Below are 22,237 nucleotides of genomic sequence, written 5' to 3'. Positions count from 1 at the left end.
GCGCACATCACAGGACCGGAGGCGCCGTCTCCGATCACGGCCGATCTCGTGCTCTCCGTCAACGGGGAGCGCTACCCGATCACCGTGGACACCAGGGAGACCCTCCTCGACACGCTCCGTGAGCGTCTCGGGCTGACCGGCGCGAAGAAGGGCTGCGACCACGGGCAGTGCGGCGCCTGCACGGTGCTGCTCGACGGCAGGAGGGTGAAGTCCTGCCTGACGCTGACCGTGACCCTGGACGGCAGGCGCGTGGTGTCCGTCGAGGGGCTGGCGGACGGCGACGGGCTGCACCCGCTCCAGGCGGCGTTCATCGAGCACGACGCCTTCCAGTGCGGGTACTGCACGCCCGGCCAGCTCTGCTCCGCGGTCGGCATGCTGGCCGAGGCGGCGGCCGGATGGCCCAGCGCGGTCACCCCCGAGACGGACGCGGGGGTGGATCTCGACGAGGAGGAGATCCGGGAGCGCATGAGCGGCAACCTGTGCCGCTGCGGCGCCTATGTCAACATCGTCGCGGCCATCGGGGAGGTGGCGCGATGAGACCCTTCTCCTACCTGCGGGCCCAGGACGCGCCGAGCGCGGTCGCCACGGCCACCGGACGGCCGGAGACCATGTATCTCGCGGGCGGCACGAACCTGGTGGACCTGATGCGGCTCGGCGTCGCCGTACCCGACGTCCTGGTCGACGTCAGCGGGATCGCCTCCGGCACGGTCGAGGAGACCGGGGACGGCACCCTGCTGGTCGGCGCGGGCGTGCGCAACAGCGACCTGGCCGCCGACCCTCTGGTACGGCGCCGCCAGCCCCTGCTGTCGCAGGCGGTGCTCGCCGGGGCCTCCGGCCAGATCCGCAACATGGCGACCGTCGGCGGCAACCTGATGCAGCGCACCCGCTGCCCCTACTTCCAGGACGTCACGAAGCCCTGCAACAAACGCCTTCCCGGCACCGGCTGCCCGGCCAGGACGGGCGAGAACCGCAATCTTGCGATTCTCGGTCACTCGGACAGCTGCGTGGCCACCCACCCCTCGGACATGGCGGTCGCGCTGGCCGCGCTCGGCGCGATCGTGCACGTCGAGGGCGCCGACGGGCCGCGCACCGTGCCGATGCCCGGGCTGCACCGGCTGCCCGGCGACGAGCCGGAGCGCGACACCGTGCTCGGCCAGGGGGAGCTGATAACCGCAGTGGAGGTCCCGCCGCTGCCCTTCGCGGGCCGCTCCCGCTACCGCAAGGTCAGGGACAGGGCGTCGTTCGCGTTCGCCGTGGTCTCCGTGGCCGTCGCCCTCGACGTGGCCGACGGGATCGTGCGCGACTGCCGGATCGCCTTCGGCGGCGTCGCCCACGCGCCCTGGCGGGCCGAGACGGCCGAGGCGGTGCTGCGCGGCGCGACGGCGACGGAGACGGAGTTCGCCAGGGCCGCCGAGGCCGAGCTGGCCGCCGCCCGGCCGTTGCCCGGCAACGCGTTCAAGATCCCGCTGGTCCGCAACGTGCTCGTGCGCACCCTCGCCGACCTCGCGGAGGCGTCATGACCACCCTCACGAGACCCACACCTTCCGTCGGCTCGGCGCTCGACCGGGTCGAAGGGGTGGAGAAGGTGACCGGCCAGGCGAAGTACGCCTACGAGTACGCCCCGGACGATCTGGTCTACGCCGTACCGGTACAGGCGGACATCGCCAGGGGAGAGGTCCGCTCGGTCGACGCCGACGCCGCCGTCAAGCTTCCCGGCGTGATCGCCACCATCTGGTACGGCAACGCCCCCAGGATCGCCCCCGCCGAGAACGCCGAGCTGTCGGTGCTCCAGTCACGCCGGGTCGCCTACCGGGGCCAGTACGTCGCGGTCGTGGTCGCCGACACGCTGGAGAACGCCGTCGAGGCGGCCAGGCTGCTGCGGGTCGACTACGACGTCGAGGGGCACGACGTCGAGCTGCGCGCCGACCACCCCGGGATGTACCGCCCGGAGAAGGTCAACCCGGCCTACCCCGCCGACACCGAGCAGGGAGACCCGGACGAGGCGCTGGCCGGGGCCGAGGTGGTGGTCGACGAGGTCTACTCGACCCCCGCCGAGCACAACAACCCGATGGAGCCGCACGCCACAGTCGCCGTGTGGGGCGACGACGGGCTGACCCTCTACGACTCGACTCAGGGGGCTACCGCGGTCCGCGACACCGTGGCCCCGCTGTTCGGGCTGCCGCCGGGCAACGTCCGGGTCGTCTCCCCGCACGTGGGCGGCGGCTTCGGCTCGAAGGGCACGCCGCTCTCGCCGGTCGTGCTCGCCGCCCTGGCCGCCAAGCACGTGGGACGGCCCGTCAAGCTCACGGTGACCCGCAGGCAGATGTTCGCGGTGATCGGCTACCGCACCCCGACCATCCAGCGGGTACGGCTCGGCGCCGACGCCGAGGGACGTCTGAAGGTGATCGTCCACGACGCGTTCGAGCAGAGTTCGCGGATCAGGGAGTTCGCCGAGCAGACGACGACGCCGACCCGGATGATGTACGCCGCCCCCAACCGGCGCACCACCCACCGGCTGGTCAGGCTGGACGTGCCGACGCCCTCCTGGATGCGCGCCCCCGGCGAGACCCCCGGCATGTACGCCCTGGAGTCGGCGCTGGACGAACTGGCCGTGGCCTGCGGGATCGACCCGATCGAGCTGCGCGTGCGCAACGAGCCCGCCGCCGACCCGGAGAGCGGCCTGCCCTTCAGCTCCCGCAACCTCGTCGCCTGCATGCGCGAGGGAGCCCGCAGGTTCGGCTGGGCGGAGCGCGACCCGGCCCCCGGGATCAGGCTCAGGGACGGCCTGCTGGTCGGCACCGGCGTCGCGGCCTCGACCTACCCGGTCTACCGCCGCCCCTCCCGGGCCACCGCGACCGCCCTGGCCGACGGCACGTTCACCGTACGGATCGCCGCGGCGGACATCGGCACCGGCGCCAGGACCGCGCTGACCCAGATCGCCGCGGACGCGCTGGGCGTCCCCACGGGCCTGGTCCGGGTGGAGATCGGCGACAGCGCGCTGCCCGACGCCTCGCTCGCGGGCGGCTCGATGGGCACCGCCTCCTGGGGCACCGCCGTCGTCAGGGCCTGCGAGGCGCTCACCGGGGCGCTGCGGGAGCGGGGCGGGCAGGTGCCCCCCGACGGCGTCGAGGTCTCCGCCGACACCGCGCGGGAGGTCGGGAACGGGGAACGCTACGCGCGCCACGCCTTCGGCGCCCAGTTCGCCGAGGTCGCCGTCGATCCCGGCACCGGGGAGACCCGGGTGCTGCGGCTGCTCGGCGTGTTCGCCGCGGGCAGGATCGTCAACCCCAAGACCGCCCGCTCGCAGTTCATCGGCGGCATGACCATGGGCCTGTCCATGGCGCTGCTTGAGGAGAGCGTCATGGACCGCGAGTTCGGCGACTACCTCAACCACGACCTCGCCCAGTACCACGTGGCCGCCTGCGCTGACGTGCGTGACATCGAGGCGGTCTGGGTCGACGAGGACGACCCGCACCTCAACCCGATGGGTGCCAAGGGCATCGGCGAGATCGGCATTGTCGGCACCGCCGCCGCCGTGGCCAACGCCGTCTACCACGCGACCGGCGTCCGCGTCCGCGACCTGCCGATCCGCGTCGACAGGCTCGTGCGCTGAGCGTGGTGTTCAGGAACGCCGCGGGCAGGCTCGCCGACGCGGCACCGGGCTGGCTCGTCGAGACGGTGCGGATCAGGCCCGCGCCGCCCCGCTGGTGGCCGATGCTGCGCACCGCGCTGGCCGTGGTCACCCCGCTGCTCGTAGGGCTCGCCCTGGGACGGATCGCCCTGGGGCTGCTGCCCGCCATGGGGGCCATGGGCACCGCCCTGGCCGACCAGGGCGGCTCCTACCGGGCCAGGGTCGTCAGGATGGGCGCAACCGCGCTCGGCGGCGCCGTCGGCTTCCTGCTCGGGGCCGTGGCCAGGGGGACTGGCTGGTGGGCGGTGCTGGTCACCGTCGCGGTCGCCGTGCTGTCTGCGCTGGTCAGCACCACGGGCGCCGCGGGGTCGAGCGCCGGGCTCCAGCTCCTCGTGATGACCGTGCTCGGCACCGGTGTCCCGCTGGGACCACCGGTCGCGGGCGCGCTGCTGTTCCTGCTCGGCGCGGGATGGGCGCTGGCGCTCGCGCTGGCCGACTGGCCGCTGCACCCGAGGGCGCCGGAGGAGGCGGCGGTGATCGCGGCCTACCGGGCGCTCGGCGGCCTGGTCGCCGAGCGCGACCCCGGCACCGTCGCCGCCTTCGACACCGCCCTCAGGAACGCCTACGACACCGTCTTCGGCGCCCGCTCCACGTCGGCGGGGACCGACCCGTGGCGCACCCGCGCGGTCGCCCTGCTGAACCAGGCGTCGCTGGTCCGCAACGCGCTGATCTCCCTCGACCTTGAGGGACGCGACCCACCGGAGGGTACGGCGGCGGCCGTCGAGGGGATCGCCGCCTCCCTGGCCGGAGGAGGACCCCCTGCCAGAGAGGCGCCGACGCCGAGGAAGGGGCCGGACTCGCCCGCCACCCGCGCCCTGAACTCGGCCCTCGACGGGGCCGTCGAACTGCTGTCCGGCGGGGACCCGCCCGCCGACGGGCCACCGTACGAGAGGCGAGGCAGGGGTGAGCGCCTCAGGCAGGTCTGGGAGCGGGTGTGGTCGGGCCACCTGACCCGCGTCTACACGGTCAGGCTCGCGCTGTGCATGGGGGTCGCCAGCGCGGTGAGCGAACTGAACCTGGTCGAACGGTCCTACTGGACGACGCTGACCGTGGCGCTGGTGCTCAAACCCGACTTCGGCTCGGTCTTCGCCCGTGCCGTGCAACGCGCCCTGGGCACCCTCGCGGGCACGGTGCTCGGCACCGTCGTGCTCGTCGCCGTGCCGTACGGCCCCGCGCTCCTGGTGCCGGTCGCGGTCTTCGCCGGGCTCCTGCCGTACGGCATGCAGCGCAACTGGGGGTTGATGTCGGCCTTCCAGGCGCCGTTGGTGCTGCTGCTGGTCGACCTGCTGACCCACGGCGGCCCCAGGTTGGCCGAGATCCGGCTGGTCGACACCCTGGCCGGGTGCCTGATCGTCCTGCTGCTGGGGTACCTGCCGTGGCCCGCGAGCTGGGAGGCACCGGTCGGGCCGAGGTTCGCCGACGCGGTCTCGGCGACCGCCGACTATCTCCGGCACGCCTTCGACCCCGGGCACACCGGCAGGGCGGCGCTGCGCCACCGCGTCTACGACGCCCTGGCCGACCTGCGGACCGTCTTCCAGCGGGCGGTGACGGAACCGGCGGTCATCAGCAGGCGCATCACCACGTGGATGCCCGCGATGACCGCTCTTGAGCGGGTCGCCGACGCCACCGCCGCGACCGTCGCCAGGACCGAGCACGGCGCCCCGCCGCCCTCGGACGGGGCCGTCGGGGCGGCGGTCGCCTCACTTGAGGAGGTGGCGCGGGACGTGCGCGCGGGCACCCCACCGGGACGGCCGGAGCTGGCGGAGGACGAGTCCCTCGAACGGGTGAACTCCGCGGTGCGCGGGCTGAGCGACACCGTCTCCGGTCACCACGCCTGCTAGCGCTCCCCGGTCCGCTCGTCGGTGGCCAGGGCGGAGTGGCGGTAGGAGTAGGCGAAGTAGACGACAAGGCCGATCAGGAACCACACCGCGAAGCGGACCCACGTCTGCCACTGCAGGAAGGTGATCAGCCAGAGCGAGAAGAGGATGCCGATCGCCGGGACGAAGGGCATCCCCGGACAGCGGAAGGTCCTGGGCAGGTCGGGACGCCGGTAGCGCAGGACGATCACCGAGGCGCACACCACCACGAAGGCCAGCAGGATGCCGATGTTGGTCAGCTCGGCCGCCTCCACGATGGGCAGGAACCCGGCGATGAGCGCGGAGATGACGCCGACGATCCACGTCACCCGGGTCGGCACGTGCCGCGTCGGGTGCGTCTTGGCGAACCATCTGGGCAGCAGCCCGTCACGGCTCATCGAGAACCACACGCGGCTGACGCCGAGCATGAAGGTGAACATGACGGTCAGGATGCCGACGATCGCGCCGACCGCGATCACGTCGGCCAGGCCCCGCAGGCCGACCGACTTGAACGCCGTGGAGAAGCCGCTCTCCTTGTCGATCTCGCTGTAGTTCTGCATGCCCGTCAGCACCAGGCAGGCCAGCACGTACAGCACCATCGAGATGCCCAGCGAGTAGATGATCGCCCTGGGCATGTGGCGCTGGGCGTCCTTGGACTCCTCGGCCGCCGTGCTCATCGCGTCGTAGCCGAAGACGGCGAAGAACACCGTGGCCGCGCCGGTGAACGCGCCGCCGAGACCGAAGGGGAAGAAGGGGTTGTAGTTCGCGGTGTCGATGTGGAAGAGACCAACCACGATGACCAGCAGCACCACGGCGACCTTCAGGCCGACCACCGCCATCTCGAACCTCGCCGCGTTGCGCATGCCGAGGTTCAGCAGGTAGGCGATCAGCAGGCACAGCAGGGCGGCGAACAGGTCGACCCGGTGCCCCGCGCCCGTCCCCGGGGCGCCGAGCATCCACGAGGGCAGGTTCACGCCCAGGTCGCCGAGCAGGAACGAGAAGTAGCCCGAGATGCCGATGGCCACGACCGCGACGATCGCGGTGTACTCAAGCAGCAGGTCCCAGCCGATGAACCAGCCCGCGATCTCGCCGAGCACCGCGTAGCCGTAGGTGTAGGCGGACCCGGCCTTGGGGATCAGCCCGGCGAACTCGGCGTAGGAGAACGCCGCGGCGGCGCTGGCGATACCGGCGATCAGGAAGGAGACGACGACGGCGGGTCCGGCGATGCCGTTGGCGACGGCGCCCGCGAGGGTGAAGATGCCCGCGCCGATGATGCCGCCGACCCCGATCGCGGTGAGCTGCCAGAGCCCGAGCACGCGGGTGAGCTGTTCGGTCCTTCCGCCTTCCGGCTCCTCGATGTGCTCGATGGGCTTGCGGCGCAGAAGCCCGGATCCCGCCCGCGATCTGGCCATGGCGCTCCTCTCGCACGACGACTGCGGCGGACGAATGATCTGGTCCGCCACGTCCGGCTCTTACCCCTTTTTCACTAGGCTTACTCCATAAGTGATGTTCTGTAAGGTTGGTGAGTATTGGCTGGTGGGAGGGGTTTTGGCGGGGTAACGTGAAGGTATCGAATCCCGGACACGGGGGGAGATGCCATGCCGAGCGATCCCGACCACGTGCTCGACGCGATCGACGGAGTCGTCGACGAGTGGCTCGCCATGAGCGAGGACTCCATGCGCTGGGCGCCACCGGAGAAACCCGCGCCGAGACCGGGGTTCACGCTGCCGACGCCGTCCCTGCCGCCCCTGGTCGAGGGGCTGCTGGAGGAGGCGGGAGCCCGAGCCCAGGCCGTGGTCGAGGCCTTCCGCCCGCTGGGGGAGGGGGTGCTTGGCATCCTGACCTCCATCTTCGACAGCGACACCCTGCGGCGCCTGGTCGAGCCCGCGGACTGGCCCGAGGAGCACCCGGAGCTCGACGTGGACGACCCCTCCGAGGAGTTTTAGCCCTCGTCGAGGGCGAACCTGAGGTAACGCTCGGCCGAGCGCCGTACGGCCGCGGCCCCGTCGGTGCGCACGACCCGCTTCCACCAGCCGCCGTAGACCCGGTCGAAGTCGTACGGCGCCAGCAGCGACAGGGCACGGCGGACCGTCCCCGGACGCTCGGGAATGTAATTGGGATAGCTGTACATGAAGCTGACCCAGCGCCGGTCCGGCACCACCTGGAGGATGTCACCGGAGAACAGCGCGCCGTCGCTCCTGTGCAGGACCTGGCCGCCCTCGAAGTGCACGCCCGCGTTGACCAGGGTCAGGCCGTCGCCGAGCTCCAGGGTCTCGCCCTCCCAGAACACGACCGACTCGTCGGGGCGCGCCACCCACGCGCGGTCCTTGGCGTGGATGTAGACCGGCGCGTCGAAGGCGTGCGCCCACTCGACCATCGACCCGTAGAAGTGCGGATGGCTGATCGTGATGGCCCTGACCCCGCCGAGCTCGCGGACCCGCCGTACGGTCTCCTCGTCGAAGTGGGTGACCATGTCCCACAGCACGTTGCCCCCACCGGCGCGCACCAGCAGCGCGCGCTGGCCGATCGCGGTCGCCGGGTCGGTGCCGACGCCGACGACCCCGGGGCCCTCCTCGGAGACCACGGCCCGGTGCCCGGTAGCGGCCAGCTCGGCCAGCGACGTCCAGCGCTGCCCCTCCCAGCCGACGTACTGCCGCTCGTCCTCGCAGATCGGGCAGTTCTCCCTGGGAGCGGCGTACTGGACGCCACAGGTCACACAGATCGGCAGGTTGTTCACGGTGACTTCCTCCTGCGGGCCGTATGGCTAGCTGGCGGGGCCCCGGGGCAGGTCGTAGGCCTGGGCGACGAGCTCGTAGGAACGGATCCTGTCCTCGGGGTCGTGGACCATCGTGGTGATCATCAGCTCGTCGGCCTCGGTGCGCTTGCGCAGCGCGTTCAGTCCTTCCCTGACCTCGCCGGGGTCACCCAGAACCACGTTGGACAGGTAGTCGTCGACGAAGACCCGCTCGGCCTGGGTGTAGGGATACGCCTCGGCCTCCTCGGGGGTCGGCACCGGCTGGGGAGCCCCCCTGCGCAGCCGCAGCATGGACAGCGCGCCCGGCAGCGCCAGGCTCAGCGCCCGCTCCGAGGTCTCCGCGGCGACGGCGGAGACGCCGATCATCGCGTACGGCCGGTCCAGCACCGCCGAGGGCTGGAAGGCGGAGCGGTAGAGCTCAAGGGCGGGCAGGGTGTTGGCGGCGCTGAAGTGGTGGGCGAAGGCGAACGGCAGGCCGAGGATGCCCGCGAGCTGGGCGCTGAAGCCGCTCGACCCGAGCAGCCAGATCGGCGGACGCCCCGACTCCGGCGTCCTCGGGGTGGCGACGACCCTGCGCAGCGGGTGCCCCTCGGGGAAGGAGCCGTCCAGGAAGGCGGTCAGCTCGGCCAACTGCTCGGGGAAGTCGTCGGCGTCGGGGCCGTTCCTGCGCAGCGCCCGCGCGGTCGCCTGGTCGGTGCCCGGCGCCCTGCCGAGCCCGAGGTCGATCCTGCCGGGGTGCAGCGCGTGCAGGGTGCCGAACTGCTCGGCGACGACCAGCGGGGCGTGGTTGGGCAGCATCACGCCGCCGGACCCCAGCCGGATGCTCTCCGTCGCCGCGGCGAGGTGGGCGATCAGCACGGCGGGGGAGGAACTAGCCACCGAGGGCATGCCGTGGTGCTCGGCCACCCAGATGCGGTGATATCCCCACTCCTCGGCCCGCCTGGCCAGCTCGGTGCTCGCCCGCAACGCCCTGGTCGGGCTCACTCCCGACCCGACGACCGCCAGCTCCAGGATCGAAAGCGGAACCTCGGCACTGCCCCGGGCCACCCCGCGGATGATGTCTTCAGCCATAACAGTGGCAACCCCGCCGAACCGGAGGGTATTTCCGGTTGCCCCCCAAAAGCTTGGTCACGCCGGTGGCCCCGGTTCGCCGGGGCCACCGGGGGAGGTGGTCAGCGTCTCCAGGCGCAGATGGCGGTGTGGTCGTCGGCGTGGGACTCGTCCCTGAAGCTGAGTTGCCAGAAGAACTCGGGGAGGGACGGCACGGACGGCTGGGACCACCAGGCGGAGACCTGTTCGCTGACCTCCTCGTCGCCCATCGCCCTGGCCAGGCCACCGGTGCACAGCAGCAGGGTGTCGCCCCGCAGGAGGTCGGCCATCGCGGTCTTGACCCCGCCGTCCCCGGGCAGCGCGCCGTTCCCGCCGGGCAGGAAGGGCGTCCAGGAGCCCTCGCGCAGGAGAGCCGCCATGCCGTCGCCCACCCTGGCCACGTGGACGCGGTGCTCGGCGGTGTCGATGATCGCGGCCAGGAGGGTGGCGCGCAGGGCGTCGGCGGGGACCCCGGTCCGCTCGGCCCGCTCGGTGAGATCACGGGCGATATCGGCGAAGAAGTCCTCCGCGGGGGCGCCGTCCTCGGCGTGCCGGAGGAGGCCGAGCAGGTTGCGGCGGGCGGAGGCGCAGGCCTCGGCCGCGCCGACGTGGGACAGCTCCCCTTCCGCGAGTCCTCCGGCGGCGCACGCGAGCAGCCGGGAGCCGTCGATCTGCCACAGTCCCATCGCGTCCCTGCGGGGAGCCCCGTCGCGGCGGTTGGCCTCGCCCCTGACGGAGGCCGCCCTGACGGCCAGCTCGGGCAGGTCGGCGCCGTCGAGCTCGCTGTCGGGCCGTTTGCCGACCGCGTCGGGGACCGCCCCGGTGACGGGACGCGCCATCGGCCGTCCGCCGATGACGAGCGGGTCGAGGACCCTGCCCGCGGGGATGAATCGTGGCTTCGCCTGGAGTCGCTTCACATCTGTGCTTTCTCTTCGATCCGATGTCAGACCGCGTCCGCGGGCAGGGGAGGGGGAACCCTCCGGTCTGGTCTGGTCGGGACGGCCGATCGCGTGCCGGTCGGGGCGGGCGGCCCGTGCGTGGGCTCCGTCACGAAGGACCGGCGTCCTCTCGGTCCCGGCCGTGAATACCGAAAATTAACCGTAATCCCGGCAAATCATTTGATTTCGGGAATTTGCCTGGATATTTCGGTATGTGGTGCGCATGTCAAACCGACGTGGTGGGGGATGCGAGGGTTTACTGCCGTCCCAAAAATAGTCATTACCGTGACATAGCAGGAGCGCCAGCCGTACGGCTCGCGGCTCGCGGTGGGGGGTCGGCGGCGAGGGGCACGCCAGACACATGTTAGGTTGAACATATGAGTAACCGTTCAAGTGTTGTGGTCGCGGACCGGGGCGAGCTTCCCGGCAGGCCCTCCGAGGAGGAGGTGCGGGAGCTGGCCAGGGTCTTCGGGCTGCTGGCCGACCCGGGGCGGCTGCGGCTGATGGCGGCGCTGCGCGAGTGCGACGAGATGTGCGTGTGCGACCTCGCCGCGTCGGCGGGCCAGAGCGTCTCGGCCGCCTCCCACGCGCTCAGGCTGCTGCGCGCGCACCGGGTGGTGAAGGTCCGCAGGGCGGGGCGGACTGCCCACTACAGCCTCGCCGACTCACACGTCCGGATGCTCCTCGACCTGGCCGTCACCCACATCGGGCACGGCGATGTCTGAGCACGGCCACGGTCATGGGCACGGCCACGGGGTCGGGGCGGGGGCCGACCGGCGCTACCTGACCGGCGCGCTCGTGCTGATCACGGGCTTCATGGCCGTCGAGGTGGTCATCGGCATCGCGGCCCGCTCCCTGGCGCTGGTCTCCGACGCCGGGCACATGTTGACCGACGCCATCGCGATCGTCTTCGCCCTGGTCGCGATGCGGATCGCGGCGCGCCCTCCGCAGGGAGGTTTCACCTACGGCCTCAAGCGCGCGGAGATCGTCTCGGCGCAGATCAACGGCATCACGCTGCTGCTGCTCAGCGTCTACTTCCTCTACGAGGGCGTCCGGCGGCTGATCGAGCCACCGGACGTCGAGGGGCTGTACGTCGTGCTGACGGGCCTGGCCGGGATCGTGGTCAACCTCGTGGCGACCTGGCTGCTCAGCAGGGCCAACCGGTCGAGCCTCAACGTCGAGGGGGCCTTCCAGCACATCCTCAACGACCTGTACGCCTTCATCGCGACCACCGTCGCCGGGGCCGTCGTCTGGCTGACCGGCTGGGGCAGGGCCGACGCCGTCGCCGCCCTCGTGGTCGCGGGGCTGATGCTCAAGGCGGGCTGGGGCCTGGTCAGGGACGCGGGCAGGGTCTTCATGGAGGCCGCCCCCGTGGGGATGAACCCGGCCGAGATCGGCAGGAGGACCGCCGCGCTCGACCACGTCGTCGAGGTCCACGACCTGCACATCTGGGAGGTCACCTCGGGCTACGCGGCGCTGTCGGCGCACATCCTGGTCGAGGAGGGGGCCGACTGCCACGCCGTACGGGCCGCCGCCGAGCGGTTGGTCCACGACGAGTACGGCATCGAGCACACCACGATGCAGGTGGACCACGTGACCCCGGGGCTGCTGACCATCGGTGAGCCCCGGGAGGCGCACTGCGCCGATCCGCACGGCCCCACGCACCTGGGCGGGGTGCACACACAGAACTTTTGACTTCATTTGCTGATGAATGCTGATATTTAGGTGAATATCAGTGCATATGGGGATGAGGTGATAAATATTCCTAAGGAGTGATCCGCGGGGGTTTCAATGATGAGAAGAATCATCGTTCTGCTGGCCACCGTGGCGGTCGTACTCGGTGGCGGTGCCACCGGCGTTCTCGCCCAGCCCAGCCTCAACGAACAGGACAAGACGTTCCTGGCCCAGGCCCACCGGTCGAACCTGGCCGAGATCGAGTCGGGCAGGCTCGCCGAGAAGAAGTCGAGCGACCAGACGGTGAAGACCATCGCCAAGAAGCTGGTCACCGACCACCTCAAGCTGGACGCGGCCGTCAAGAAGGCGGCGCAGCAGGCGGGTGTCACGCTTCCCGAGCAGCCCGCTCCCAAGCAGCGCGCCACGCTCGACAGACTGTCGAAGCTGAGCGGCACCGCCTTCGACAAGGCCTGGATCGGGGCCCAGATCGCCGGGCACCGCCAGACCATCGCCGTCATCAACACCGAGCTGCAGGACGGCTCCTCCGCCGCGATCAAGAAGGTCGCCTCCGAGGCCAAGCCCGTCGTGCAGGGCCATCTGCAGATGCTCCAGCAGGCCCGTGGCAACGGCGGTGGCGGCGGCAGCGACGGTGGCGGAGGTGGCGGCAACGGCGGCGGTGGCGGTGGATCCCCCATGCCGCACGGCACCCCGACCGTCTCACCGACCCGCTGACCCGCCGACCGCCGACACACGGTACGGCAGGCGCCCCACGGCCCGGTCCCGGCCGGGTCAGGGGTGCCCGGAGTGGCCCAGATAGCGCAGGACCGCCAGGACACGGCGGTTCCCGCTCGTGCCCGGCGGCAGGCCCAGCTTGGTGAACACGCCGGAGACGTGCTTCTCGACGGCGGCGGCCGACAGGTGCAACCGCGCCGCGACCTCGGCGTTCGAGCAACCCTGCGCCATCAGCGCCAGCACCTCCCTCTCACGGGGGCGGAGCTGGGGAAGGTCATCCATGGCACACCGACTTCCTCGGGGTAGGGAAAACCGGAGAGTTCGCGCAGGCCCCTTGCGGGTTTGCGGCCGTACGGCCTAAATGTAGGCCATGCGGTCGAAAATTACGCCAGATGGCCGGAGAACCTCGGGCAGGAAGAAGTCCACGTTCATCGAGGAGACGCGCAGGCGTCAGATCGTGGGCGGCGCGATCACGACGATCGCCAGCGCGGGACTCGCCCAGGCGTCGCTGGCCCGGATCGCCGACGAGGTCGGCATCAGCAAGAGCGTGATCTCCTACCACTTCGACGGCAGGGACGAGCTGATCGAGGAGGTCATCGTCTCCCTGCTGGCCGAGTCGAACCGGTTCATCAGGTCCAGGGTCGAACAGGAGACCGGCGGCCCGGACAGGCTCCGCGCCTACATCGAGGCGAGCTTCGCGTTCATGGCCGACCACCGCGAGAACTTCGTCGCCATGGTCGACATCTGGGGAAGCTTCGGCACCCCCGAGGCGAAACGCGCCTTCAACGCCACCGCCTACGACCCCTGCCGCAGGCACATCGAGGCGATCCTGCGCAGAGGACAGCAGGACGGGGACTTCAGGGACTTCACCCCCCGCACGCTCGCCTCGACCATCCAGGGCGCCATCGACGGCGTCATGCTCCAGTGGGTCTTCGACGAGGCGGCCGTGGACCTCGCCGAGTGCGCGGCCGAGCTGACCGTCATGTTCGACCTGGCCACCCGCGTGGCCGGGGACGGCCGATGAGCGCCGCCAGCCTCGGTCACCTGCTCAGGCAGCGGGCCGCGACCGCCGGGGACAGGCCGCTGTTCCGCTTCGCCGGGGCCACCACCACCATCGCCCAGGTGGAGGAGCGGACGAACCGGCTGGCGGCCGTACTGCGGGCCCACGGGGTGCGCCGCGGCGACCGGGTGGCCGTCATGCTGCCCAACGGCGTCGGCTTCCCCGTCGCCTGGCTGGCGGTGGCCAAGCTCGGCGCGGTCACGGTCCCGGTCAATGCCGCCTACCGCAGTGACGACCTCGCCCACGTGGTCGGCGACTCGGGCGCGGTGCTCGCCCTGGCCGGTACGGCACAGGCCGCGCGGGCGCTGCTCACCACCCCGGTCGGACAGGTCGGGCTGCTGGACCCGGCCGACGCGGGACCCTTCGGGCAGCCGGTCCCCGGCGCCTTCGACGCGGGCGCGGAGGCCGACGCCGCCCCGCCGTACCTCGACCTGCCGGAGGTCGGCCCGGACGACCTGGTGAACCTGCAGTACACCTCGGGGACGACGGGTTTCCCCAAGGGATGCATGCTCACCCACGGATACTGGCTGCGCCTGGCGGAGCTGGCGGCGGGCATCTTCGGCGTCGGCGAGGACGACGTGGACCTGACCACCCAGCCCTTCTCCTACATGGACCCGCAGTGGAACACCGTGATGTGCCTGATGACGGGCATCCCCCTGGTGATCCTGCCCAGGTTCTCCGCCTCGACGTTCTGGCGCTCCGTACGCGAGGAGGGCGCCACGTGCTTCTACCTGCTCGGCACCATGCCGGTCTACCTGTACCGGCAGCCCGAGGACCCGCTCGACCGCGACCACCGGGTCAGGCTCGTGCTGTGCTCGGGTATCGTCGCCGACCTGCACGCCGCCTTCGAGCGGCGCTGGGGCGCGCCCTGGCGGGAGGCGTACGGCATGACCGAGACCGGCGTCGACCTGGCGGTCCCGGCCGGTGACGACGCCTGCGTCGGCAGCGGGGCCGCCGGGGTGCCCGTACCCGGCAAACAGGTCGAGATCGTGGACGGCGAGATCGTCGTCACCGGCAGCCCCATGATGCTCGGCTACTGGAACGACCCCGAGGCCACCGCGGAGCGCATCCGCGACGGCAGGCTCCACACCGGCGACCTGGGCCGCAGGGACGAGCGCGGCTACATCCACCTCGTCGGCAGGCGCAAGGACATGATCCGCCGTGGCGGCGAGAACGTCGCGGCGGCCGAGGTCGAGGCCGTCCTCACCCGGCACCCCGCCGTGCGCGCCGCGGCGGTCGTCGCGGTCCCGGACGAGCTGCGGGGCGAGGAGGTCAAGGCCTTCGTCCAGGTCGCCGTCCCCGTGCCGCCGGAGGAACTGGTGGAGTTCGTCCGTGACCGCCTGGCCGGGTTCAAGGTGCCGCGTTTCGTGGAGTACGTCGAGGAGTTCCCCATGACCCCTTCGGAACGGATCGCCAAACACCTGCTGCCCTCCGGCAGGGACAACGAGTACGACGCGCTCGGGGAGACCGTGTGAGCGCCGACCTCGCCGTCACCCGTCACGGCACGGCCCTGGTGGTCACCTTCGACCGCCCCGAGGTGCTCAACGCCTTCAGGGACCGCACGTTCGCCCAGCTCGGCGCGGCCCTGGACGAGGCGGAGCGGGACGCGGCGGTGCGCGCGGTCGTCCTGACCGGGCGCGGACGCGCCTTCTCCGCCGGTGTCGACCTCACCGAGACACGAGAACGCCTGAGCCGTACGGCACCGCAGGACCTGGCCGCGACCGTCGAGGCCTTCCAGGACGTCACCAGGCGCCTGGTCGCCTTCCCCAAGACCGTCATCTCCGCGGTGAACGGGATCGCGGTCGGCGTCGGCGCGGAGTTGGCGATAGCCAGCGACCTGCGGATCGCGGCGGACGGGGCCGAGTTCGCCTTCATGGAGGTGCGCCGCGGCCTCTACCCGACCAACGGCGTGCTGTACTTCCTGCCCCGCCTGGTCGGGCATGGCAGGGCGGTCGACCTGCTGCTGTCGGGGGAGCGGATCGGCGCCGCCGAGGCGCTCACCGCGGGCCTGGTCAGCCGGGTCGTGCCCGGCGAGGACCTGCTCACCGTCGCCGTCGCACTGGCCGAGACCATCGGCTCCGCCGCCCCCCTGCCGGTCGGCCTGATCAGACGGCACCTGCGCAGAACGTGGGAACTCGACCTGGAGGACGTGCTCGCCCTTGAGGTCGAGGGCTCCCTCGCCTGCCTGCGCAGCACCGACCTCGCCGAGGGCCTGCACGCCTTCGGCGAAGGACGCGGCGCCGAGTTCCACGGCGCCTGAACGGTCCCTCTTCCCCTCACACCTCGCCCGTCCGCCGACCGTGGCGGCGGGCGGCCCCGGCGTGACCGCGCGCCCGGACCCATGACGCCAGAAGAACCCGCTTGGGGGCCAGGAGAACAAGGAGCCTCGATGGCGCAAGGCGAGACGGCACTCCGCCGCGGACTGCGGCGGCGGCACATGACAATGATCGGCATAGGCGGCGTCATCGGCGCCGGACTGTTCGTGAGCAGCGGCTCGGTGATCGCCATGGCGGGTCCCGCCTCGGTCGTCGCCTACGCCGTGGGCGGCGTGATCGTCGTCCTGGTGATGCGGATGCTCGGCGAGATGGCCGCGGCGCACCCGACCACCGGATCCTTCTCCCGCTACGCGGAGCTGGCCATGGGCCGCTGGGCGGGCTTCCTCATCGGCTGGAGTTACTGGTACTTCGCGGTCGCCGTGATCGCCTTCGAGTCCGTCGCGGGTGCCAGGCTGGTCGAGGGCATCGTCCCCGGCCTGCCGGTGTGGTTGGTCGCGCCCGCCCTGCTGGCCGTCCTCACCGTGGCGAACCTGGTCTCGGTGCGGGTGTTCGGTGAGACCGAGTTCTGGCTGGCCTCGGTCAAGGTCATCGTCGTCGTCGCCTTCCTGGCCGTCGGCGCGCTGTACCTCACCGGGCTGTGGCCGCGCGGCGGGACGGGCCTGGCCGCGCTGACCGCGCACGGCGGGTTCGCCCCCAACGGCTGGGCGGCGGTGCTGGCCGCGCTGGTGACTGTGGTCTTCTCCTACTTCGGCGCGGAGATCGTCACGATCGCCGCCGCGGAGTCCGCCGCGCCCGCCAGGGAGGTCGCGCGGGCGACCGTCAGGGTCGTGTGGCGCGTGCTGGTCTTCTACGTCGGCTCGGTCCTGCTGATCGTCGCGGTCGTGCCGTGGAACCGGGTCCCCGCCGACGGGCAGGCCAGCCCCTTCGCCACCGCCATCGAGACCTTCGGCATCCCCGGTGCGGGCGAACTGATGACCGCGGTCGTCCTGGTCGCGGTGCTGTCGATCCTGAACGCCGGGATCTACGGCTCATCGAGAATGCTGATGTCCCTGGCCGAGCGTGGGGACGCGCCACGCGTACTGGCCGGGGTGCGTCCCTCCGGGGTGCCCGCCCCCGCGATCGTGACGGGAAGCTGCCTCGCGCTGGTGGTCGTGGCCGTCGCGGGCCTGGTCAGTCCCGACGAGATCTTCGCCTTCCTGCTGAACGCCTCCGGCCTGCTCACGCTGGTCATGTACCTGTTCATCGCGGTGAGCCAGCTACGGCTGCGCGCCCGCACCGACCCGGAGACGCTGCAGGTGCGCATGTGGGGCCACCCCTGGCTGAGCTGGACGGTGCTCGTCCTGCTCGGCGCGGCCCTGATCGCCGTCTCCCTCTCTCCCGGCGTCGGGCCCGTCGTGCTCGGCCTCGTCGCCGTCCTGGCCGTGACGCTGCTGGCGTACGCGGTCAGGGCCAGGCGTGGCCGTACGGTCCCGCCGGTCACCGATCCCCTGGAGGTCTCCTGATGCGTCCGCCCGGCAGAGCCCCGGCTGCGGACGGTGATCCGGAGGAAGCCCCACCATCCCCACGGGAAGCGGCAAAGGTCCCGCAAAAGGGTCGCAACACGGTAATCGTCCCCGTTGTTCTCCCAGGTCATCGGCCTAGGCTGGCATCACCGATGGCCTGGGGGACCCGTGAGGATTGTCGTCGATCTCAACCGTTGCGAGGGCTACGCCCAGTGTGCCTTCCTGGCGCCCGACGTCTTCGTCATGCACGGCCAGGAGGCCCTGATGTACGACCCGGGCCCCGGCGAGGAGCGAAGCGAGCAGGTCCTGCGGGCCGCGGCGGCCTGCCCGGTGCAGGCCATCACCGTCGAAGGGGAAGTGCTGAGCGATGTCCGCTGAGACGGCCCTGCGGGACTTCAGGCGGCGGGGCCGGGTGGTCGTCGTCGGAGCCTCCCTCGCGGGGCTGCGCGGGGCCGAGGCGCTGCGTGCCGGGGGCTTCACCGGCTCGCTGACCGTGGTCGGCGACGAGGCGCGCGAGCCGTACGACAGGCCGCCCCTGTCGAAGCAGGTCCTGCTGGGCAGGACGGCGGCGGACGCGACCACGCTGCCGCGCCGCCACGGGCTCGACGTCCGCTGGCGGCTCGGCGTCGCCGCGACAGGGCTCAACCTGGCGGAACGGCGGGTCAGCCTCGCCGACGGCGACGAGATCGAGTACGACCGCCTGCTCATCGCGACCGGAGCCCGCGCCAGGCCGTGGTTCAGGGAGGCCGAGGCCGCCCTCGACGGGGTGTTCGTCCTGCGGACCGCCGACGACGCGGCCTGGCTCAACCGGCGCCTGGCGGCGGGGCCTCGCAGGGTGCTCGTCGTCGGCGCCGGGTTCACCGGCTCCGAGATCGCCTCCGCCTGCCGGGAGAGGGGCCTTGAGGTCACGGTCGTCGAGCGCGGCCCCGCCCCCCTGGTCGGGGCGCTCGGCGGCGTCGTCGGCGCGGTCGCGGCCCGCTTGCAGCGCGCGCACGGCGTCGACCTGCGCTGCGGCGTCACGGTGACCTCCCTCGAAGGGGACGCGGCGGGACGGCTCAGGCGCGCCCACCTGTCCGACGGGAGCACGCTCGACGCAGAGGTGGCGGTGGTCGGGCTCGGCGCGGTCCGCAACACCGAGTGGCTCGCCGGATCGGGACTCGCCGCGGGACCGAGGGGCGTCGCCTGCGACGCGGGATGCCGCGCCTTCGACGTCCACGGCATCGTCACCGACGACGTCTTCGTCGCCGGGGACGTCGCCAGGTCCCCGCACCCGCTCTTCGGCTACCAGTTCCTCTCGCTCGAACACTGGGGAAACGCGGTCGAGCAGGCCGAGATCGCCGCCCACAACATGATCAGCTCCGGGCTCGCCCGCCGCCCGCACCTGTGGGTCCCGGCCTTCTGGTCGGCCCAGTTCGGGATCAACATCAAGTCCATCGGCGTCCCGCCCATGGGCGAGGAGATCGTCGTCACGCAGGGCGCCCTTGAGGAGGACCGCTTCGTCGTGACGTACGGCTTCCAGGGGCGCGTCATCGCCGCGGTCGCCTTCGACCAGGCCAGGTGGATCGACTTCTACCGCAGGCTGATCGAGTCGGCGGCGCCGTTCCCGCCCGACTTCCCCAACGTGGACAGGCGGGCCGGGGGCACGCGGCCCGTCCCCGCCGACTTCCCCGACCCCTCCCTGCCGAGCCACGGCCCGACCGTGACGCTGAGCGGCTACTCGCCCAGCGAGCGCAGGCTCCAGTTCACCCCGGCCAGAGCCTGACCGCCGACGCCACAGGACCGTGAGGACGCAGCCATGACGCAGGGCACCCTGCTGAAGCAGATCACCGACTACGCCAACCGCGCCGACCCCTACCCGCTGTACGCCGAGCTCCGCAGGACGCCGGTCTCACGGCAGGACGACGGGGTCTACGCGGTCAGCACCTACTGGGAGATCCTCAGCCTGCTGCACGACCCGAGGATCAGCTCCGACACCCGCAACCGCCTGCCCGGGATGGGCGGCACCCTGCTGGCCGACTCCGAGGAGGAGGACACGGGCCTGCCGCCCAGCTTCATCAGGCTCGACCCGCCCGAGCACGACAGGTTGCGGCGGCTGGCGATGCGGCCGTTCGGGCCGCCGCACACCCCCAGACGGATCCACGACCTGCGCGGGGAGCTCGACCGGATGGTCACCGGTCTGATCGACGGCCTGCGGGACAGGCGGGAGGTCGATCTGGTCGACGACTTCGCCTACCCCTTTCCCGTGATGGTGATCTGCAGGCTCCTCGGCGTGCCCCACGAGGACGAGGCGCGTTTCCACGTCTGGGCCGAGCAGATCGTCGCGGGCATCGACCCCAGCTCGTCGGAGGACCCCGCGCAGCGGCAGCAGGCCGCCCAGCGGGCCAGGGCCGAGCTGGGCCGCTATCTCGCCGGGCTCGCCGAGGAGCACCGCCGTACACCCAGGGACGACCTGCTGTCGGCCATGGTGACCGAGCAGGACCCGAGGGAGCGCCTGACGCCGATCGAGATGATCACCACGGCCGTCCTGCTGTTCATCGCGGGTCACGAGACCACCGTCAACCTCATCACCAACGGGATGCTCACACTGCTGCGCAACCCGGAGACCCTGGCCAGGCTCAGGAAGGAGCCCGAGCTGGCCGTACCGCTCGTGGAGGAGCTGCTGCGCTTCGAGCCGCCGGTGCAGTTCCTGCCCCAGCGCACCGCCCTGACCGACATCGACATCGCCGGGACCGTCATCCCGAAGGGGGCGCCGATCTGGCTCGTACTGGCCTCGGGCAACCGCGACCCCCGGCGGTTCGAGGACCCCGACAGGTTCGACCCGGAGCGCGTGGACAACCAGCACTTCGGGTTCGGCAGCGGCGTCCACTACTGCTTCGGGGCGCCGCTGGCCCGCCTGGAGGCGCAGATCGCGCTGACCCAGCTCGCCCGCAGGCTCGGCGACCCCGGGCTCGCCGAGGACCCGCCGCCCTACCGGCGCAACCCGGTGCTGCGCGGCCCACGCCACCTGAAGATCGCCTTCGACGGCGTCGTGGGCTAGCGCCGTCAGCTCAGGTAGTCGCGCAGCGCCTGGGACCTGGACGGGTGACGCAGCTTGGACATGGTCTTGGACTCGATCTGGCGGATGCGCTCCCGGGTGACCCCGTAGACCTTGCCGATCTCGTCCAGCGTCTTCGGCTGGCCGTCCGTCAGCCCGAACCGCAGCGCCATCACCCCGGCCTCACGTTCGGACAGCGTGTCCAGAACGGCGTGCAGCTGCTCCTGGAGCAGCCCGAACGCCACAGCCTCGTCGGGGGTGATCGCCTCGGAGTCCTCGATGAGGTCGCCGAACTCGCTGTCGCCCTCGGTGCCGAGCGGGCTGTGCAGGGAGATCGGCTCACGGCCGTAGCGCTGGACCTCGACGACCTTCTCCGGCGTCATCTCCAGCTCGCGGGCCAGCTCCTCGGAGGTCGGCTCACGGCCCAGGTCGGACAGCATCTGCCGGTGCACCCGGGCCAGCTTGTTGATCACCTCGACCATGTGGACCGGGATGCGGATCGTCCGCGCCTGGTCGGCCATCGCGCGGGTGATCGCCTGCTTGATCCACCAGGTGGCGTAGGTGGAGAACTTGAACCCCTTGGTGTAGTCGAACTTCTCCACCGCGCGGATCAGCCCCAGATTGCCCTCCTGGATCAGGTCCAGGAAGAGCATGCCCCTGCCGGTGTAGCGCTTGGCCAGCGAGACCACCAGACGCAGGTTGGCCTCAAGAAGATGGTCCTTGGCGCGGCGGCCGTCCTCGGCGATCCACTCCAGCTCGGCGCGCACGTCGACCGGGAGCCGGTCGCCCTCGACCTCGAGCTGCTCCTCGGCGAACAGACCCGCCTCGATGCGCTTGGCCAGCTCGACCTCCTGCTCGGCGTTGAGCAGGGGAACCTTGCCGATCTGCCGTAGGTAGTCCTTGACCGGATCCGCGCTCGCACCCGCCACCGTGACCAGGGCGTCGGGCATCTCGTCATCGTCGTCGGCCAAGATCAGCACGTTTTCCTCAGCGGAGGCCGTCACGGCGATCACATCCTTCATGGAGCCGGCGGGGCAAACACCTGTGCATTTCAACGTACGTCCTGCACGGGAGTGCTGTGGCCACCGGGGACGGCGCGGCGGTGGGTGACCGCGCCGCCCACGATCTCATACGGCTCTCGTACGGTGGGACCGCCCCGGCCCGTGCGGCTCACGGACGGGGCGGAAGGGACGCCGGTGACCAGAGGGACAGGGTCAGGACGGCACCTCGACGCAGGGGAAGCCCATGTCGACGAAGTTGCCGTTCTCGTGCTTCCAGCCGTGGGCGCACAGCCACCCGGAGCCGATGCCGTTGGCCGAGGTCGACGGGTTCTGCATGTCGGGGCTGTGGCGGAAGGAGAGGCCGGGGCCCCACAGGTCCACATGGCCGTAGAAGGAGATGCCGGTGGTGCTGGCGAAGAACCCGTTCTTGTCGCCGTCGTAGCCGACACAGACCTGCCGGTCGCAGACGGTGCCGCTCAACGCGGTCTCCGCCTGGGCGGGGGCACCGAGGGCGACCGCGGGGACCAGGGCGGCCAGGGCGGACAGGGACAGCAGGGTCTTGCGCAGGTTCATGGTCGAGGCTCTTTCTCTCGTGGTGGCGTCTCGCCGGTGACGGATCCGTTGTACGA

The 22,237-nt window shown here is 71.5% G+C and carries 21 protein-coding genes and 1 pseudogene; 15 read left to right on the top strand and 7 right to left on the bottom strand.

Going from position 1 to position 22,237, the window contains the following annotated elements:
- Positions 1 to 33: 33 nt before the first annotated feature.
- The 4 genes from FHS44_RS11715 to FHS44_RS41705 are packed head-to-tail and all read left to right on the top strand — an operon-like array spanning position 34 to position 5,532.
- Complete coding sequence (locus FHS44_RS11715; RefSeq protein WP_312863672.1) at positions 34 to 537, top strand: (2Fe-2S)-binding protein; 504 nt, start codon at positions 34 to 36, stop codon at positions 535 to 537.
- Positions 534 to 1,520 carry an FAD binding domain-containing protein gene (locus FHS44_RS11710; RefSeq protein WP_184713992.1) on the top strand — a complete coding sequence of 329 codons (987 nt, stop codon included), beginning with the start codon at positions 534 to 536 and terminating at the stop codon, positions 1,518 to 1,520. Before FHS44_RS11715 ends, FHS44_RS11710 begins: the two co-directional genes overlap by 4 nt.
- Complete coding sequence (locus FHS44_RS11705; RefSeq protein ID WP_184713991.1) at positions 1,517 to 3,613, top strand: xanthine dehydrogenase family protein molybdopterin-binding subunit; 2,097 nt, start codon at positions 1,517 to 1,519, stop codon at positions 3,611 to 3,613. The genes FHS44_RS11710 and FHS44_RS11705 overlap by 4 nt, the downstream gene beginning before the upstream one ends.
- Before the next feature lie 5 nt (positions 3,614 to 3,618).
- Entirely contained in the window at positions 3,619 to 5,532 is a 1,914-nt protein-coding gene (locus FHS44_RS41705) for an FUSC family protein (protein WP_184713990.1), read from the top strand.
- On the opposite strand, the gene FHS44_RS11695 is transcribed toward FHS44_RS41705, so the two are convergent.
- Positions 5,529 to 6,959, bottom strand: a complete 1,431-nt coding sequence (locus FHS44_RS11695; protein ID WP_184713989.1) for an amino acid permease — start codon at positions 6,957 to 6,959, stop codon at positions 5,529 to 5,531. The genes FHS44_RS41705 and FHS44_RS11695 overlap by 4 nt on opposite strands.
- Before the next feature lie 186 nt (positions 6,960 to 7,145).
- Here FHS44_RS11695 and FHS44_RS11690 point away from each other — a divergent pair, with 186 nt between their 5' ends.
- The gene (locus FHS44_RS11690) at positions 7,146 to 7,493 is read left to right on the top strand and encodes a hypothetical protein (protein ID WP_184713988.1); all 348 of its coding nucleotides are present in this window, start codon (positions 7,146 to 7,148) and stop codon (positions 7,491 to 7,493) included.
- Here FHS44_RS11690 and FHS44_RS11685 read toward each other — a convergent pair.
- From FHS44_RS11685 to FHS44_RS11675, 3 genes are all read right to left on the bottom strand, one after another.
- Complete coding sequence (locus FHS44_RS11685) at positions 7,490 to 8,284, bottom strand: MBL fold metallo-hydrolase (RefSeq protein ID WP_184713987.1); 795 nt, start codon at positions 8,282 to 8,284, stop codon at positions 7,490 to 7,492. The genes FHS44_RS11690 and FHS44_RS11685 overlap by 4 nt on opposite strands.
- 27 nt (positions 8,285 to 8,311) lie before the next feature.
- Positions 8,312 to 9,373 (bottom strand): LLM class flavin-dependent oxidoreductase, encoded by a 1,062-nt coding sequence (locus FHS44_RS11680; RefSeq protein ID WP_184713986.1) that lies wholly within the window; start codon positions 9,371 to 9,373, stop codon positions 8,312 to 8,314.
- 101 nt (positions 9,374 to 9,474) lie between these two features.
- Positions 9,475 to 10,308: a protein phosphatase 2C domain-containing protein gene (locus FHS44_RS11675; protein WP_184713985.1), complete on the bottom strand. Its 834-nt coding sequence runs from the start codon at positions 10,306 to 10,308 to the stop codon at positions 9,475 to 9,477.
- A gap of 398 nt (positions 10,309 to 10,706) precedes the next feature.
- On the opposite strand from FHS44_RS11675, the gene FHS44_RS11670 reads away from it, so the two are divergent.
- The 3 genes from FHS44_RS11670 to FHS44_RS11660 all read left to right on the top strand — a co-directional run bounded on the left by FHS44_RS11670 (position 10,707) and on the right by FHS44_RS11660 (position 12,735).
- Complete coding sequence (locus FHS44_RS11670; protein WP_184713984.1) at positions 10,707 to 11,054, top strand: ArsR/SmtB family transcription factor; 348 nt, start codon at positions 10,707 to 10,709, stop codon at positions 11,052 to 11,054.
- Positions 11,047 to 12,024 carry a cation diffusion facilitator family transporter gene (locus FHS44_RS11665; RefSeq protein ID WP_184713983.1) on the top strand — a complete coding sequence of 326 codons (978 nt, stop codon included), beginning with the start codon at positions 11,047 to 11,049 and terminating at the stop codon, positions 12,022 to 12,024. Before FHS44_RS11670 ends, FHS44_RS11665 begins: the two co-directional genes overlap by 8 nt.
- Positions 12,025 to 12,120: 96 nt before the next feature.
- Complete coding sequence (locus tag FHS44_RS11660) at positions 12,121 to 12,735, top strand: DUF4142 domain-containing protein (protein ID WP_184713982.1); 615 nt, start codon at positions 12,121 to 12,123, stop codon at positions 12,733 to 12,735.
- A gap of 57 nt (positions 12,736 to 12,792) precedes the next feature.
- Here FHS44_RS11660 and FHS44_RS11655 read toward each other — a convergent pair whose 3' ends face one another.
- Positions 12,793 to 13,017: a response regulator transcription factor gene (locus FHS44_RS11655; RefSeq protein WP_184713981.1), complete on the bottom strand. Its 225-nt coding sequence runs from the start codon at positions 13,015 to 13,017 to the stop codon at positions 12,793 to 12,795.
- 88 nt (positions 13,018 to 13,105) lie between these two features.
- Here FHS44_RS11655 and FHS44_RS11650 point away from each other — a divergent pair, with 88 nt between their 5' ends.
- From FHS44_RS11650 to FHS44_RS11620, 7 genes are all read left to right on the top strand, one after another.
- On the top strand, positions 13,106 to 13,759 hold the full coding sequence (locus FHS44_RS11650) for a TetR/AcrR family transcriptional regulator (RefSeq protein ID WP_184713980.1): 654 nt from the start codon (positions 13,106 to 13,108) through the stop codon (positions 13,757 to 13,759).
- Positions 13,756 to 15,270: an AMP-binding protein gene (locus FHS44_RS11645; protein ID WP_184713979.1), complete on the top strand. Its 1,515-nt coding sequence runs from the start codon at positions 13,756 to 13,758 to the stop codon at positions 15,268 to 15,270. Before FHS44_RS11650 ends, FHS44_RS11645 begins: the two co-directional genes overlap by 4 nt.
- Complete coding sequence (locus tag FHS44_RS11640) at positions 15,267 to 16,055, top strand: enoyl-CoA hydratase/isomerase family protein (RefSeq protein WP_184713978.1); 789 nt, start codon at positions 15,267 to 15,269, stop codon at positions 16,053 to 16,055. Before FHS44_RS11645 ends, FHS44_RS11640 begins: the two co-directional genes overlap by 4 nt.
- A 129-nt stretch (positions 16,056 to 16,184) precedes the next feature.
- On the top strand, positions 16,185 to 17,573 hold the full coding sequence (locus tag FHS44_RS11635; protein WP_184713977.1) for an amino acid permease: 1,389 nt from the start codon (positions 16,185 to 16,187) through the stop codon (positions 17,571 to 17,573).
- A 168-nt stretch (positions 17,574 to 17,741) separates the two neighbouring features.
- Positions 17,742 to 17,951, top strand: a complete 210-nt coding sequence (locus FHS44_RS41700) for a ferredoxin (RefSeq protein WP_184713976.1) — start codon at positions 17,742 to 17,744, stop codon at positions 17,949 to 17,951.
- Positions 17,941 to 19,335, top strand: coding sequence for an NAD(P)/FAD-dependent oxidoreductase (locus FHS44_RS11625; RefSeq protein ID WP_184713975.1), 1,395 nt, complete (start codon positions 17,941 to 17,943; stop codon positions 19,333 to 19,335). The genes FHS44_RS41700 and FHS44_RS11625 overlap by 11 nt, the downstream gene beginning before the upstream one ends.
- Before the next feature lie 33 nt (positions 19,336 to 19,368).
- Complete coding sequence (locus FHS44_RS11620) at positions 19,369 to 20,610, top strand: cytochrome P450 (protein WP_184713974.1); 1,242 nt, start codon at positions 19,369 to 19,371, stop codon at positions 20,608 to 20,610.
- 5 nt (positions 20,611 to 20,615) lie between these two features.
- Here FHS44_RS11620 and FHS44_RS11615 read toward each other — a convergent pair.
- Together FHS44_RS11615 and FHS44_RS11610 are read right to left on the bottom strand one after the other, a co-directional pair.
- Positions 20,616 to 21,596, bottom strand: a pseudogene (locus FHS44_RS11615) (RNA polymerase sigma factor); the annotation flags it as partial.
- A 225-nt stretch (positions 21,597 to 21,821) separates the two neighbouring features.
- Complete coding sequence (locus tag FHS44_RS11610; protein WP_184713972.1) at positions 21,822 to 22,181, bottom strand: hypothetical protein; 360 nt, start codon at positions 22,179 to 22,181, stop codon at positions 21,822 to 21,824.
- Positions 22,182 to 22,237: the final 56 nt, after the last annotated feature.

The organism is Streptosporangium saharense, from assembly GCF_014203715.1.
GTDB lineage: Bacteria > Actinomycetota > Actinomycetes > Streptosporangiales > Streptosporangiaceae > Streptosporangium > Streptosporangium saharense.
Note: the sequence above shows the minus strand (reverse complement) of the source record. Positions and strands in the feature narration are given on the sequence as shown.